The 12,552-nt window shown below is 70.0% G+C and carries 18 protein-coding genes; 10 read left to right on the top strand and 8 right to left on the bottom strand.

Going from position 1 to position 12,552, the window contains the following annotated elements:
* Positions 1–22: 22 nt before the first annotated feature.
* The 4 genes from ychF (at position 23) to BM290_RS29875 (ending at position 2,349) form a co-directional block, all read left to right on the top strand.
* Positions 23–1,108 (top strand): redox-regulated ATPase YchF, encoded by a 1,086-nt coding sequence (gene ychF, locus BM290_RS29890; protein ID WP_093619233.1) that lies wholly within the window; start codon positions 23–25, stop codon positions 1,106–1,108.
* 87 nt (positions 1,109–1,195) lie between these two features.
* Positions 1,196–1,480, top strand: a complete 285-nt coding sequence (locus BM290_RS29885; RefSeq protein WP_093619232.1) for a hypothetical protein — start codon at positions 1,196–1,198, stop codon at positions 1,478–1,480.
* Complete coding sequence (locus BM290_RS29880) at positions 1,462–1,875, top strand: DNA-binding protein (RefSeq protein WP_093619231.1); 414 nt, start codon at positions 1,462–1,464, stop codon at positions 1,873–1,875. The genes BM290_RS29885 and BM290_RS29880 overlap by 19 nt, the downstream gene beginning before the upstream one ends.
* A 183-nt stretch (positions 1,876–2,058) precedes the next feature.
* Positions 2,059–2,349 carry a DUF1905 domain-containing protein gene (locus BM290_RS29875; protein WP_093619230.1) on the top strand — a complete coding sequence of 97 codons (291 nt, stop codon included), beginning with the start codon at positions 2,059–2,061 and terminating at the stop codon, positions 2,347–2,349.
* Between the two features lie 3 nt (positions 2,350–2,352).
* Here the strand turns inward: BM290_RS29875 and BM290_RS29870 are convergent, their stop codons facing one another.
* Complete coding sequence (locus BM290_RS29870; RefSeq protein ID WP_093619229.1) at positions 2,353–2,931, bottom strand: Uma2 family endonuclease; 579 nt, start codon at positions 2,929–2,931, stop codon at positions 2,353–2,355.
* A gap of 4 nt (positions 2,932–2,935) precedes the next feature.
* Entirely contained in the window at positions 2,936–3,412 is a 477-nt protein-coding gene (locus BM290_RS29865) for a GNAT family N-acetyltransferase (protein WP_093619228.1), read from the bottom strand.
* A 65-nt stretch (positions 3,413–3,477) separates the two neighbouring features.
* Between BM290_RS29865 and BM290_RS29860 the strand changes: the two genes are divergently transcribed.
* Entirely contained in the window at positions 3,478–4,065 is a 588-nt protein-coding gene (locus tag BM290_RS29860) for a TetR/AcrR family transcriptional regulator (RefSeq protein ID WP_093619227.1), read from the top strand.
* A gap of 191 nt (positions 4,066–4,256) precedes the next feature.
* Here BM290_RS29860 and BM290_RS29855 read toward each other — a convergent pair whose 3' ends face one another.
* Both BM290_RS29855 and BM290_RS29850 read right to left on the bottom strand, forming a co-directional pair.
* Positions 4,257–4,877 carry a phosphatase PAP2 family protein gene (locus BM290_RS29855; protein WP_239143742.1) on the bottom strand — a complete coding sequence of 207 codons (621 nt, stop codon included), beginning with the start codon at positions 4,875–4,877 and terminating at the stop codon, positions 4,257–4,259.
* A gap of 50 nt (positions 4,878–4,927) precedes the next feature.
* A complete protein-coding gene (locus BM290_RS29850; protein ID WP_239143743.1) occupies positions 4,928–5,377 on the bottom strand; it encodes a MarR family winged helix-turn-helix transcriptional regulator in 450 nt (149 codons plus the stop codon).
* Positions 5,378–5,575: 198 nt separating this feature from the next.
* Between BM290_RS29850 and BM290_RS50800 the strand changes: the two genes are divergently transcribed.
* From BM290_RS50800 to BM290_RS29835, 3 genes are read left to right on the top strand one after another with little or no spacing between them, the layout of a single operon-like run.
* Positions 5,576–6,565, top strand: coding sequence for a G5 domain-containing protein (locus tag BM290_RS50800; RefSeq protein WP_093619226.1), 990 nt, complete (start codon positions 5,576–5,578; stop codon positions 6,563–6,565).
* A gap of 48 nt (positions 6,566–6,613) precedes the next feature.
* Positions 6,614–7,447, top strand: a complete 834-nt coding sequence (locus BM290_RS29840) for a nucleotidyltransferase domain-containing protein (RefSeq protein ID WP_093619225.1) — start codon at positions 6,614–6,616, stop codon at positions 7,445–7,447.
* On the top strand, positions 7,444–8,175 hold the full coding sequence (locus BM290_RS29835; protein ID WP_093619224.1) for a Type 1 glutamine amidotransferase-like domain-containing protein: 732 nt from the start codon (positions 7,444–7,446) through the stop codon (positions 8,173–8,175). Before BM290_RS29840 ends, BM290_RS29835 begins: the two co-directional genes overlap by 4 nt.
* Positions 8,176–8,286: 111 nt before the next feature.
* Here BM290_RS29835 and BM290_RS29830 read toward each other — a convergent pair whose 3' ends face one another.
* Positions 8,287–8,490, bottom strand: coding sequence for a hypothetical protein (locus BM290_RS29830; RefSeq protein WP_239143744.1), 204 nt, complete (start codon positions 8,488–8,490; stop codon positions 8,287–8,289).
* Between the two features lie 234 nt (positions 8,491–8,724).
* On the opposite strand from BM290_RS29830, the gene BM290_RS29825 reads away from it, so the two are divergent.
* The gene (locus BM290_RS29825) at positions 8,725–9,621 is read left to right on the top strand and encodes a hypothetical protein (protein ID WP_093619222.1); all 897 of its coding nucleotides are present in this window, start codon (positions 8,725–8,727) and stop codon (positions 9,619–9,621) included.
* 6 nt (positions 9,622–9,627) lie between these two features.
* Here BM290_RS29825 and BM290_RS29820 read toward each other — a convergent pair whose 3' ends face one another.
* Both BM290_RS29820 and BM290_RS29815 read right to left on the bottom strand, forming a co-directional pair.
* A complete protein-coding gene (locus tag BM290_RS29820; RefSeq protein ID WP_093619221.1) occupies positions 9,628–9,990 on the bottom strand; it encodes a PH domain-containing protein in 363 nt (120 codons plus the stop codon).
* Between the two features lie 24 nt (positions 9,991–10,014).
* Complete coding sequence (locus BM290_RS29815; RefSeq protein WP_093619220.1) at positions 10,015–10,326, bottom strand: 4a-hydroxytetrahydrobiopterin dehydratase; 312 nt, start codon at positions 10,324–10,326, stop codon at positions 10,015–10,017.
* Positions 10,327–10,510: 184 nt separating this feature from the next.
* Between BM290_RS29815 and BM290_RS29810 the strand changes: the two genes are divergently transcribed.
* Complete coding sequence (locus tag BM290_RS29810) at positions 10,511–10,939, top strand: (deoxy)nucleoside triphosphate pyrophosphohydrolase (RefSeq protein WP_177319956.1); 429 nt, start codon at positions 10,511–10,513, stop codon at positions 10,937–10,939.
* A 3-nt stretch (positions 10,940–10,942) separates the two neighbouring features.
* On the opposite strand, the gene BM290_RS29805 is transcribed toward BM290_RS29810, so the two are convergent.
* A complete protein-coding gene (locus tag BM290_RS29805; RefSeq protein ID WP_093619218.1) occupies positions 10,943–12,478 on the bottom strand; it encodes a long-chain-fatty-acid--CoA ligase in 1,536 nt (511 codons plus the stop codon).
* Positions 12,479–12,552: the final 74 nt, after the last annotated feature.

Raw genomic sequence — 12,552 nt, 5'->3', positions numbered from 1 at the left:
CGCTTGCGTAGACTGGCGTTCCGTGAGCCTCACCATCGGAATCGTCGGCCTGCCCAACGTCGGCAAGAGCACCCTGTTCAACGCCCTGACCAAGAACGACGTGCTCGCCGCGAACTACCCGTTCGCGACGATCGAGCCCAACGTCGGCGTGGTCGGGCTGCCCGACGAGCGGCTGAACAAGCTGGCCGAGCTGTTCGGCAGTGAGAAGATCCTGCCGGCGCCGGTGAGCTTCGTCGACATCGCCGGCCTGGTCCGCGGCGCGTCCAAGGGGCAGGGCCGCGGCAACGCGTTCCTCGCCAACATCCGCGACGCGTCGGCGATCTGCCAGGTGGTGCGCGCCTTCTCCGACCCGAACGTGCTGCACGTCGACGGCAAGGTGTCCCCGGCCGACGACATCGAGACGATCAACACCGAACTGATCCTCGCCGACCTGCAGACGGTCGAGAAGGCGCTGCCCCGCCTGCAGAAGGAGGCGAAGCTCAAGAAGGAGAAGGCCGCCACGGTGGCCGCCGCCGAGGCCGCGTTCAAGCTGCTCAACGACGGTGTCACCCTCTATCAGGGCGCGGCGTCGGCCGGCATCGAGCTGGAGTTGCTGGCCGAGTTGCACCTGCTGACCACCAAGCCTTTCCTGTACGTGTTCAACGTCGACGAGACCGAGCTGGGCAACGAGGCGTTCCTCGACGAGCTGCGTGCCCTGGTCGCCCCGGCCGAGGCCGTCTTCATGGACGCGAAGATCGAGTCCGAGCTGATCGAGCTGGACGAGGCCGATGCGCTGGAGCTGCTCCAGTCGACCGGCCAGTCCGAGCCCGGCCTCAACCGGCTGATCCGGGTCGGCTTCGACACGCTCGGCCTGCAGACCTACCTGACCGCCGGCCCTAAGGAGGCCCGCGCCTGGACGGTTCCGGTCGGCGCGACCGCCCCCGAGGCGGCCGGCGTCATTCACTCCGACTTCCAGCGCGGCTTCATCAAGGCCGAGATCGTCAGCTACGACGACCTGGTCGCCGCCGGTTCCATGTCGGCCGCGAAGGCCGCCGGCAAGGTCCGCATGGAGGGCAAGGACTACATCATGAAGGACGGCGACGTCGTGGAGTTCCGCTTCAACGTCTGATTCCGGTTCACCATCTGCCGTGTAGCTCTGCCACGGACGGCGCAGCAGGCTGTGGCAGTTTTCCTACTCGTTTGACACACTGGGCTGATGAGCGAGACGGTGTACCGCATTGGCGAAGGGCCTGCGACCCGGGTGAGCTTGTCGCTGCCTGAGGGGACAGCCGACGCGATCCGGGCGCGGGTAGGTAAGCGGGAGTTCTCCGCGTTCATTGCCGAGGCGGTTGAACGGGAATTGCGCGGCCAGGTGCTCGACGAGTACCTGGCCGACTACGAGAGCCGCAAGGGGCCGGTCTCCGATGAGGCTCATCAGCGAGCGCGGCAGGTCTTCGACGAGGTATTCGCCGAGGGGGACGAATGGCCCGCCGCAAGCTGATCCACGAGGGAACGCTGGTCCTCGACAGTGAAGGGCTCTCGAAGCTGCTCTCCGACGACGAGCAGGTGGTGGCAATGACAGCCGAGGCGCGCTCGCGTGGCATGGAGGTCGTGATCAGTGCCCTCACCATCATCGAGGCTGTTCACGCCCGCACGAACAAGTCTCGCCTGAACTGGTTACTTTCTGGGTTACGAGTCATTCCGGTGGGCGACGAGGAGGCAAGGGCGGCGTCGAGCCTGCTGATGGGTGCCGGTTTGCATGGACACAAGTACGCGATTGATGCGGCGGTCGCCGAGGCTGCGTTGCGCCAGCATCGACCTGTGATCATGTTGACGTCCGACATCGACGACATGACCAAGCTCTGCGGCGCCCGCGTCCGGCTCGTGGCGGTGTGAGTTCTCGCTACTGACGCACCGGTTGAGTTCCTCTTCAACGTCTGATTTTCGGTTCATTGTCGGGCCGCGCGGGATGTCATCGCCCTTTCGCGCGGCCTTCGACGTCGAGCGGCGCCGGCTTCTCCGCGAGGAGTTGGACCGCTGGGCGGCATCCGCACGCGGTTGCTGGTTCAATCAGTCGCTGTGGAATGGGTTGTTGACGGCGAGATCATCGAATGGCGGGGGCCGGCGCCCTTCTTCTTCGTCGCCATGTCCGAGGCCGACAGCGCCGAACTCAAGGAAGAGGCCCGGTCCCTGATCTACTGGGGGCAGGTGCCGGTGCAGGTCGCGCTCGGCCGCACCGAGTTCCGGACGGCGCTCTTCCCGAAAGACGGCCGTTACCTGGTGCCGCTCAAGGACGCCGTCCGCAAGGCCGAGGGCGTAGGCGAAGGCGACCACGTCACGGTCACCTTGCGCCCGGCCGTCAAATCCTGATCGTCAGGAACGTGGTGGGATAAGGCCGGCCAGGTCGATGTCGATGTCGAACGGTACTGGCCGACGGAGCACGCCCCGGTGGATGCCGGAGGCGACGTACGTTTTCGTCGGCTCGTCCAGCTCGTAGACGTGGACGGCCGGCGCCCCGGTCTCGTCCTCGATCCGCCAGTAATGAGGAATGCCTGCATCGGCGTATTTGCGGAGTTTGACCGTGCGATCCCGGTGAGCCGATTCGGGGGAGACGACCTCGACGACGAGTCGCACCTCATCGGGCGTGAAATACGTGCGGTCGGGGTCGTAGGCGGCACTCGTCACCAGAACGTCCGGCTCGGGCCGGTTGTATTTGTCGAGCCGGATCGTCATCTCTTGATCCACCTCGAAGCCTGCCGGCGCCTGTGCTGCGAGTGACTGCCGGAGAGCGAAGATGAGGCGGCTGTGCCAGGCGCGTTGCGGCGACATCATGAAGACGAGGGCTCCGTCGATGAGTTCGGTGTGCCGAGGAGCCTCGGGAAGGCGGTCCAGGTCTTCCGCGAACCAACCTTCCACGCGTGGTGGGTGCATCCACTCGGGCAGGGCCGTCATGGGACTAGGGTAGCGGACCGCTGAGGGTCAAGGCTCGCTCGTAGCAGACCGAGAGGTCGGAGCCGATGTACGCGCCGAACAGCGGGATCTCGTGGTAACCCTCCCGCTCGTAGAAGCGCATTGCGTCCGGCTGGGCCGGGCCGGTCTCCAGTCTGATCGTGGTCCAGCCGCGGTCCACGGCGGCGGCCTCCAAGGCCCGCAGGATGGCCGTCGACACGCCGGAGCCGCGGGCGGCCGGGGCCACGAACATGCGCTTGACCTCTGCGGATGCCGGGTCCAGCCGGCGGAGGGCGCCGCAGCCGACCGGGGTGCCGCCGGCGTCCAGCGCGACCAGGAACAGGTCGATGTCGGCGGCGGACGGCGGGGTGCCGGGCTCGTGGTCGCCGGAGCCGTAGCGGGCGTCGAGCTCGGCACGCTGGGCGGCGCGGAGTGCAGCGCCGGCGGCGTCGTCCCAGGGGCGCGGTTCGATGGTCCAGGTCAAGGCGGGCCTCCATTCGTAACAGGCGTTACGGTAACATCTGTTCCGGATGGGAAGGGGTGCGACGCGTGTCACGAGCAGCGGATCGGTCGGCGCAGGGGGAGACGCTGTCCCGGGCGGTGTGGAGCGTGCTGGCCGAGCAGGGGTTGGAGCGGCTCACCGTGCGGGCCGTCGCGGCGGCCGCCGGGTGCACGACCGGGCTGGTCATGCACCGCTTCCCGAATCGGCGGGCGCTCCTGCTGCACGCCCGGCAGATGCTGCACCGGGTGACCCGGGTGCGGGTCGAGGCGCTGGAGGCGGAGGCGGGCTCGCCGCGCGCCGCGCTCCGGGCGGTCCTGCGGCAGGGGATGGCGCTCGACGAGCAGACCCGGCAGGAGTCGATCGTGTGGATGGGCTTCCTGGCCGCCGCGGTCACCGACGAGGAGCTGATCGCCGAGCACCGGCGCAACAACCGGGCGTGGCGGGAGCGGATCGAGCGGCTCACCGCGGCCGCCGCTCCGGAGTGGACGGCCGAGCGGGTCGCCACCGTCACGTTGGGGCTGATCACGATGACCGAGGGCATGGCCGCGTATGCCGCCGCTGATCCGGCCGCGTTCCCCGCCGCCGACCAGGAGCGGATGCTCGACAGCACCCTGGCCGCCTACGGCCTGGCATAACCGCCGAGCCCGGAGGAAGGCGCGCCTGAGGGAGGCGCGGCGAGGAGCGATCCGGCAGAGAAGAGCCCGGAGGAAGGCGCGCCTGAGAGAGGTCCGGCGAGGGAACGATCCGGCAAGGGAAGGGCCGGAGGAAGACGCGCCTGAGGAGGTGCGGCGAGGAGCGGCCGGGCAGGGGAAGGGTGGCCGGGGAGTCAGCGCAGCAGGGGGAAGACCGTTCCGGCGATCAGGGCGCCGACCGCCGCGCCGGCGACCACCTGTGCCGGAGTGTGTGCGGTGAGCCGGACCCGGGCCCAGCAGCCGAGCAGCACCAGCGGCGCGCCGAGCAGCGCGATCTCGCCGTAGACCGCGGTCAGCGCGGACACCGTCCCGGCCGCCACCCCGGCGTGGATGGACATCTTCCACCAGTGGGTGACCAGGGCGAACGCGGCCAGCCCGACACCGCCGGCGGCGAGCAGGGCGAGCACCTCACGGGGCGCGCCGAGGGCCAGCATCAGCAGCAGGCCGGCGATCAGCGACGCGGTGCCGAAGAGCAGCGGGATCCGCCGGTCGGCGCGTTCCGGGATGTGGTGGTTGGTGAGGCGGCCTCTGCGTACGCCGTGCAGGACGTATCCGAGCGGGATGACCGCGGCGAACAGGGCGCCGGGCAGTCCCCACCAGCGCGAGACGCCGGGGGTGTCGCCGGCGTGCCAGCCCACGGTGAGCAGGAGCACGGCGACCAGGATCGCGGGGGCGAGCACCTCGGAGACGACGGTGGCGATCCGGTCGAGGACTCCGGGGGCCGTCCGGGGGTGGTCGGTGGCAGCGTTCAGCACTGTCAGATCATCCCAAGCCGAACGCCTCGGGCCGGTGGCACGAAACGCCGTCAGTGCTCGGCGGCCATCGCGTCGAACGCGCTGGCCAGACGATGCAGGTCGAGCCCGTCGAGGTGGTCGAAGATGTGCCGGCGGACGCTGGCCAGGTGGGTGGGCCACGCCTCGCGGAGCCGCTCCATGCCCTTCTCGGTGAGGACCGCGTTGGCGCCGCGGGCGTCCTCCTCGCAGCGGATCCGGCGCAGGCAGCCGAGCGACTCCAGCTTGGCGGCCAGGCGTGTCATGCCGCTCAGTGACATGTCACAGGCGGTGGCGAGTTCACTCATCCGCATGAGGTGGCCGGGGGTTTCGGAGAGGTGCCGCAGCACTGTGTACTCACTGGCCGACATGCGCTGCTCACGCATCAGGTCGGCGTCGAGGGCGCGTGGCATGACCAGCAGGAACCGGCCGAGGGCGCGCATCACGGCCTCCTCGTCCGGGCTGAGCGGCACAGGCGCGGGCATGGCAATGATCGTACGGCGACGGCGCACCCCGCCCGGCGGCCGACTCCGGTCCTCGCCGGAGCAACGCGCGGCGCCGGTGGCGGGCGCGGGATTCAGCATTTCGGGTGACGTGCGGCGGCTTGCCCTTGGCCGGGGGGAAGTGACAATGCTCTAGTGCAAAACCAGACAACTAGTGACTCTTGGCAGCATCTGCTCGAAATGCCACGAAAGTCTTGGTGGGCCCGACTGCCGTTCGGCGTCCGGATGACCGCAGGCGCGTGTGCGATGTTCGTGATCGTCGGTGGTGGTGTGGCCGGCGCCGTCTCCACGATGACCGCTCCCGGCCCGAGCGAGGTCGCCGCCCAGCCCGTCGACCCCGATCTCGGGGCGCCGCGGCTCGAGGAGGACCCGGAGGTGGTCAGCCGGGCCGCTGCCGCCGCCGAGCCGCTGCCCCGGCGGCGCGGCGAGACGATCGCTCCAGCCCGCCCTCCGGCCCCGGCCGCGACGGCGGACGACGAGAGCACCGCGGCGCCCACGGCCCGGCACAAGGCCCCGGCGCCCCGCGTGCCGGCCGGCCCGGACCAAGCCGGTGTGGCGGCCGGCGCGAACCGAGCCGGTGCACCGGCCGGCCCGGACCAGGCCCGCGTGCCGGCCGCCACCGACCGGCTCAGCCGGGCCCGGGTGGCCGACGACCGCGCCGACCGGACCGGGCCGCGACGGGTCCGTACGCTGGCGGAGGCCCCGGCCCGGCGCCTGGCGGCGGCCGCGCCCGTCGTCACCACCCGGACCGACGTCGAGACCCGGTCGGTCCCGTTCGACACGCGAGTGGTCCGGGACCCGTCGATGCCCCGCGGCACCCGCCGGGTCACGACGCGCGGCGCGTCCGGCGAGCGGACGCTGCGCTATCTGGTGACGCTGACCGACGGCCGGCCCAGCTCGCGGCGCCTGCTCAGCAGCGCGGTGACGCGGGAGCCGCAGCACCGGGTGGTGACGGTCGGCTCGGCGCGCCCGGTGGAGCCGGACGTGGACTGCGAGCAGATCCTCGGCATCTGCCTGCCGTTCGGGCGGTCCGCGCCGGCGTGCCTGGTCGACGGACGGGAAGGCCCGGAGCCGGTGGGCGTCGGCGACGAGAGCGCGGGAGAGGACCTTGATCTGCTGATCGCCGGCGGCCCCGACCCGGCCGACCTGGAACCGGCCACACTGTGTTGACGGTCACCGGTTGTTGCGCGCGGGCCCGCCGGGTAACACGGTAGCGGCATGGCGCTGACCGACACCGGGCTGACCGATCTCGCGCACCGGCTGCTGACCGTGCCCGGCGTCGTCGGGGTGGTCCTCGGGGGCAGCCGGGCCCGCGGCACCCACACCGAGGACTCCGACTACGACCTGGGCCTCTACTACCGGGTGCCGCTGGACACCGGGCGGCTCGGCGAGCTGGCCACCGAGGTGGCCGGGCCGGGCTCCGGGCTCACCGAGCCGGGTGGGTGGGGGCCGTGGGTGGACGGCGGCGGCTGGCTGCGGATCGACGGGCACGCGGTCGACTGGATCTACCGCGACACCGACCGGGTGCACCGGTGCTGGGCCGACGCGGAGCAGGGGCGCTACGCGTTCCACGTCCAGGCCGGCCATCCCCTCGGGGTGCCCGATTTCTCGTACCCCGGCGAACTGGCCCTGAGCCGCATCCTCGCCGACCCGACCGGGGAGCTGGAGCGGCTGCGACGCCGCGCCCTGATCTTCCCGCGCCCGCTGGCGGAAGCCCTGGTGGCCGGGTTGTGGGAGGCCGACTTCCTGGTCGGGGTGGCCCGTAAGGCGGTGTCGCGCGGCGACAGCGCGTACGTCGCCGGATGCCTGTTCCGGATCGCCGGGGTGTGCGCGCACGCGCTGCACGGCGCCGCCGGACGCTGGCTGATCAACGAGAAGGGCGCGGTGGCCGCGGCCGCGCTGCTGCCGGGCGCTCCGGAGCGGTTCAAGCCGCGGATGGACGCGGTGTTCGCCGCGGTCGACGGCGATCCGGTCCGGCTGAGCACCGCCATCGATCTGGTCGCGGATCTCGTCCTGGAGACCGCCGACGCGTGCGCGATGATGCTGCGGTGACCGCCGACGTCCCCACCATCCTCGCCACCAGCGCCTTCCTGCACTCCGGCGGCCGGGGCGCCTTCGATCTGCGGCCGGGCCGCGCCCACTGGCTCGCCGCCGAGCTGGCGAACACGACGACGCCCCGGATCTGTTTCCTGGGTCAGGCCGGCGGCGACGCCGAGGCGCGGATCGGCGCCTACTACGCGGCGTTCGCCGGCACCGAGTTCGTCGCCTCGCATCTGCAGCTCTTCCCGATGCCGAACGTCGCCGACATCCGGGCGCACCTGCTCGCCCAGGACGTCATCTGGGTGGGTGGCGGCAGCGTCGCGAACCTGTGCGCGGTCTGGCGGGTGCACGGCGTCGACGAGATCCTGCACGAGGCGTGGCAGGCCGGCGTCGTGCTCGGCGGCGTCTCGGCCGGCTCGATCTGCTGGCACGTCGGCGGCAGCACCGACAGTTTCGGCCCGGAGCTGCGCGGCTTCACCGACGGCCTGGGGTTCCTGCCGTTCAGCAACGGCGTGCACTACGACGCCGAGGAGCGGCGCCGGCCGATGATGCACGAGCTGATCGCCTCCGGCATGCTGCCGGACGGCTACGCCACCGACGACGGCGCGGGGCTGATCTTCCGCGGCACGTCACTGTCCGAGGCGGTCGCCGATCATGAGGGGCCACGGGGGTACGAGTTGAGGCGCGCCCCCGATGGGAGTGTGCGCGAGACGCCGTTGCCGACCCGCGTCCTGACCTAGGCTGAAGGCGTTGGGACTTCCGGAGTCCATCACGTTCGTCTGAGGAGAACCATGACCGGCAAGGGCGGCGAAGGCGGAAGCTGATCGCGCGTGGTCTCGCCGCGGGCCGTGTCAGTGCAGGGCGACCGTGGCGAGGCCCACCAGCACCGCGGACAGCAGCATCGCGATCGCGAAGATGGTGTTGTGGCCGATCAGGAGCCGCCGATGCGGCTGCCCACCCTCACCCCCGCCCGGCATCGACAGGGCGTCGAGGTCGTGACCGAACATCTCGGCCCGATATCTCCGGGTCAGCGGCCTCTGCAGATGGGTCAGCACCGGGGATCGCCTCCGGGGGTTGAGGATCGACTCTGGTGGAACTCCCGGTAGCATGCGGCGGGCCGGAATCGGTCGGCAAGAGGCGCCCGGGAAAAATAGTCGCGGGTGGGCCGGACTGGCATGGCCGGTCCGCTGATCGGACAACGGATATCGGTCGAACAGCCGTCCCCAAGCGATGCTGTTCACTCTTTATGAGGATTTGTCGGGAACGATCGTTTCGACATCATTGGGACGATGCCGGAGACTCCGACGATCTCTCACACCCTGTTCAGGGGCACCCTGAACGTCTCGGTCGTGCTCATCGGCCTGGCGTCGGGCATCGCCCAGCTCGCCGGGATACCCGTCCGGTTCGCGCAGTGGGCTCTCACCGCGATCTTCCTGGCCTGCCTGCTCTACTTCGTGGTCCGCCTGTGGCAGCTCGCGTTCGTCGTCAAGATCCGGGAGCTGCGGACCGACCTGCAGGACGCCACCCGGCTGCTCGCCCTGCAGCAGGCCGGCCACCAGCACTACCTCGACGCCATCCAGCGCATCAGCGACCGGGAGAAGCCGCTCTACTCGGAGATCCTCGAGGTGCTGGTGGTCATCGGCGCCGACGACGACAGCGACCGCATCGTGGAGAAACGGGTGACCACCCCGGAGCCGCTGGTCACCAACCGGACCATGCGCCCGATCGTGCCGACCGGCACCGACCGGCTCACCCGGCTCGACGAGATCTCGTTCAAGGCGCTGCGGCCGGGCGGCGGCAGCATCACCGCCCTGCCGCTGGAGCAGAGCAGGCTGCTGCGGGTGTGGCTGATCTTCGAACCGGCGATCACCACTCCCACCGAGTGGCACGTGGAGTACCGTCCCCGCGGGCTCTGGAGCCCCCTGCGTGAACGCGGCTGGGACCAGCTGGTCTGGGAGGACCGGTTGCCGATCGCGAGCGGCACCTCGGCCGCGTTCACCCTGCAGGTCACCTTCAGCTTCCCGGACAGCGATCAGCCGCCGAGCGTCAAGGAGCGGCAGGGGTACGGGCGGTTCGGTGAGCCGGAGCGCGACCACCGCGGCCGTTGGGAGGTGGCGTGGCGCGACGAGAAACCCGCCGGCCGCCGGTACGTATGGGATCTCACGCAGGCGGTCGGCGGGCGCTGACCGGGATCAGGAAGCCTGGCTGAGGATCAGGTTGTGCACGTGGTGGGCCTTGTCCGAGCCGCGGAACTCCACCTCGTACGTGCTGGTGCCGACCGCGATCGCGATGGTGCCCGAGGAGAAGAACTGGCCGGCCCAGCTCTTGTTGCTCACCACGCTCACGCTGCTCACCTTGGAGTAGGGGATGCTGGTGATCGCATACCGCTTACCGACATAGGACTGGTCCTGGATGATGATCCGGCGGTTGGTGAGGCCGATGAACCCGGTCCCCGCGCCGATCGCGTCATAGACCGCGATGATCTGCTCGCCCTCCAGCAGACCGCTCTGGATCTGCTCGAGCTGACCCTTGTTGTCGTACACCACGTCAGTCATGCGGCGCAGCGTAGTCCGCCTGGATCATGACCTCTCGACCACGGTGCGATAGAAGTCCTCGATGCGGGCCGCGAGGGTGACCTCACCGTCGGTGATGGCCGTGCCGTCCTGGGACCCCAGACAGATCTGTGTGTGACCGTTGATTCGCCGGATGCTTGGTCGTATGTGAAGAGTGTCCGCCGCCACCTTGATACGTTCGGTCAAGGCGGCGTGCTGACTGTCGTCACACGCCAGATCGCGGCGCAACTGGACGCCGTCGCGGGTCCAGCCGCTCAGTAACGCCAGGGCGTCGTTGAGATAGTCCGAGCCGGTGTCCCGGCGTCTTCTCGCCCGCACTCCCGCACCCCCCTTAGCGTCGTTGCCGGCTTGTGGCCGAACTGTCGCCGGATCGTCATGGTCGGTGCCCCACAGTTTCGTCCTCCCGGCCACCCCTGTCCACGCCCACATATCCGTGTTTGCGTGACGATCGGGGCACCAGCGGGCAACCTGAACGACGAAGTTTCGTGAGATCTTGGATCGCATGCGGCCCGAACAATACGTCAATCCGGCGCCATCACCCAGGGTGATCGTTGCGGCTGTGATCATCACCGCTGGGCGGGTCCTCGCCTGTGAGCGCAGCTCCCCGCCGGAGGCCGCCGGGCGCTGGGAGTTCCCCGGCGGCAAGGTCGAGCCGGGGGAGACCGACCAGCAGGCGCTGACCCGCGAATGCGCCGAGGAGCTGGGCGTACGCGTCGAGGTCGGCGCCCGGGTCGGACCGGACGTGCCACTGGCCCACGGTCGTGCCGTGCTCCGCGTCTACGCCGTCGAACTGCTCGGCGGCGACGTCCCGGAGGCGCTGGAGCACCGCTCCATGCGCTGGCTGACCGTGGACCAGCTGGACACCGTCCCGTGGCTGCCCGCCGACGTGCCGATCGTCGCCGAGCTGCCACCACTGCTTCGTCGCCCCTGACGATCAGCTGTACTGCTTGCGCAGCTCCCGCTTCAGGACCTTCATGCTCGGGCCGAGCGGCAGCGACTCGGTGAACCGCACCTGGCGCGGGTACTTGTGCTTGCCCAGCCGCTCCTTCGACCACTCGATCAGCTCGTCCGCGGTCAGGCCCTGGTCCTCGAGCACCACGACGGCGCAGATCTCCTCGCCCAGGGTCTCGTCGGCCACGCCGATCACCGCGACCTGCTGGATCGACGGGTGCCGGGCCAGGACCTCCTCCACCTCACGCGGGTAGACGTTGAAGCCGCCGCGGATGATCAGGTCCTTGGTCCGGTCGACGATGCTGATGAAGCCCTGCTCGTCCTTCACGCCCAGGTCGCCGGTCCGGAACCAGCCGTCGACCAGGGCCTCCGCGGTCGCGTCCGGCCGGTTCAGGTAACCGGCGAACACGTTGTGCCCGCGGATCACGATCTCGCCGAGCTCGCCGTCCGGCACGAACTCGATGCTCTCCGGCACCTCCGGGCGCGCGATCTCCACCTCGACACCCCAGATCGGGTGCCCGACCGTGCCGGGCTTCGCTCCGAACGAGGGCTGGTTGGTGGTCGCCGTGGGGGAGGTCTCGCTCAACCCGTACCCCTCCCAGATGGTCGAACCGAAAGCCGCCGCGAACTTCTCCAGGACCGCCACCGGCAGCGACGCGCCACCCGAGACGCACAGCTTCAGCTGTGGCAGGCGGTCGGCCTTGGCCGCCGCCTCCAGGAGTCCGATGTACATGGTCGGCACGCCGTGGAAGATCGTGACGTTCTCCCGGATCATCAGCTCGATCGCCGCCTCGCCGGTGAACCGGGGCAGCAGCACCAGCGTCCCGCCCAGCCGGAACGTCGCGTTCATGCCGACCGTCTGGCCGAACGTGTGGAACAGCGGCAGGCAGCCCATCACCACGTCGTCGCCGGTCAGCGGGTGCACGTCGAAGACGTTGACGGCCGCGTTCATCACCAGGTTGAGATGGGTGAGCAGGGCGCCCTTCGGCTTGCCGGTGGTGCCGCTGGTGTAGAGGATCACCGCGACGTCCTCGGCCTCGACGGTCACATAGGTGCGGACCGGCTCCAGCCCGGCCGAGATCTGGTCCAGCCGCGGCGGGTACTGCGGCAGATCCGCCGGCAGCGGGCCCACGTTGGCCAGCGGGGTGCCGGTCGCGGCCGCCGCAGCCGCGCCGACCTGCAGGAACGCCGAGTGCGTGACCAGCAGCTTCGCCCCGCTGTCGGCCAGCACGTAGCCGACCTCCTCGGCATTGAGCAGCAGCGACACCGGCACGATCCGGGCGCCGACGGCGAGCGCCGCGTAGTAGACCCGCGGGAAATCGCCCACGTTCGGGATCATCACGGCCACCGTGTCGCCGGGGCCGATGCCCAATTCCTTCAAACCCGCGGCGTACGACCGGGTCTGCGCCCAGAGTTCCCGGTAGGGAATCCGGCCCCCGGCCTCGTCGACGATCGCTACCTTCTCGGGGTACCGGCGTGCGGCCTCGGCCAGGACCGTGGCGAGGGAAAGCGTCGTCATTGCTGATCTCCCTTAGTGATGTACGTCGCAGCTGTGCTTAAACTAGCGGCGTAAGTTTTTACACGTCCAGTGTT

Origin of the sequence: Actinoplanes philippinensis (assembly GCF_900113015.1) — a bacterium.
Classification (GTDB): Bacteria; Actinomycetota; Actinomycetes; order Mycobacteriales; family Micromonosporaceae; genus Actinoplanes; species Actinoplanes philippinensis.
The sequence above is the reverse complement of the archived record's forward strand: the minus strand, read 5'-3'. Positions and strand labels throughout refer to the sequence as shown.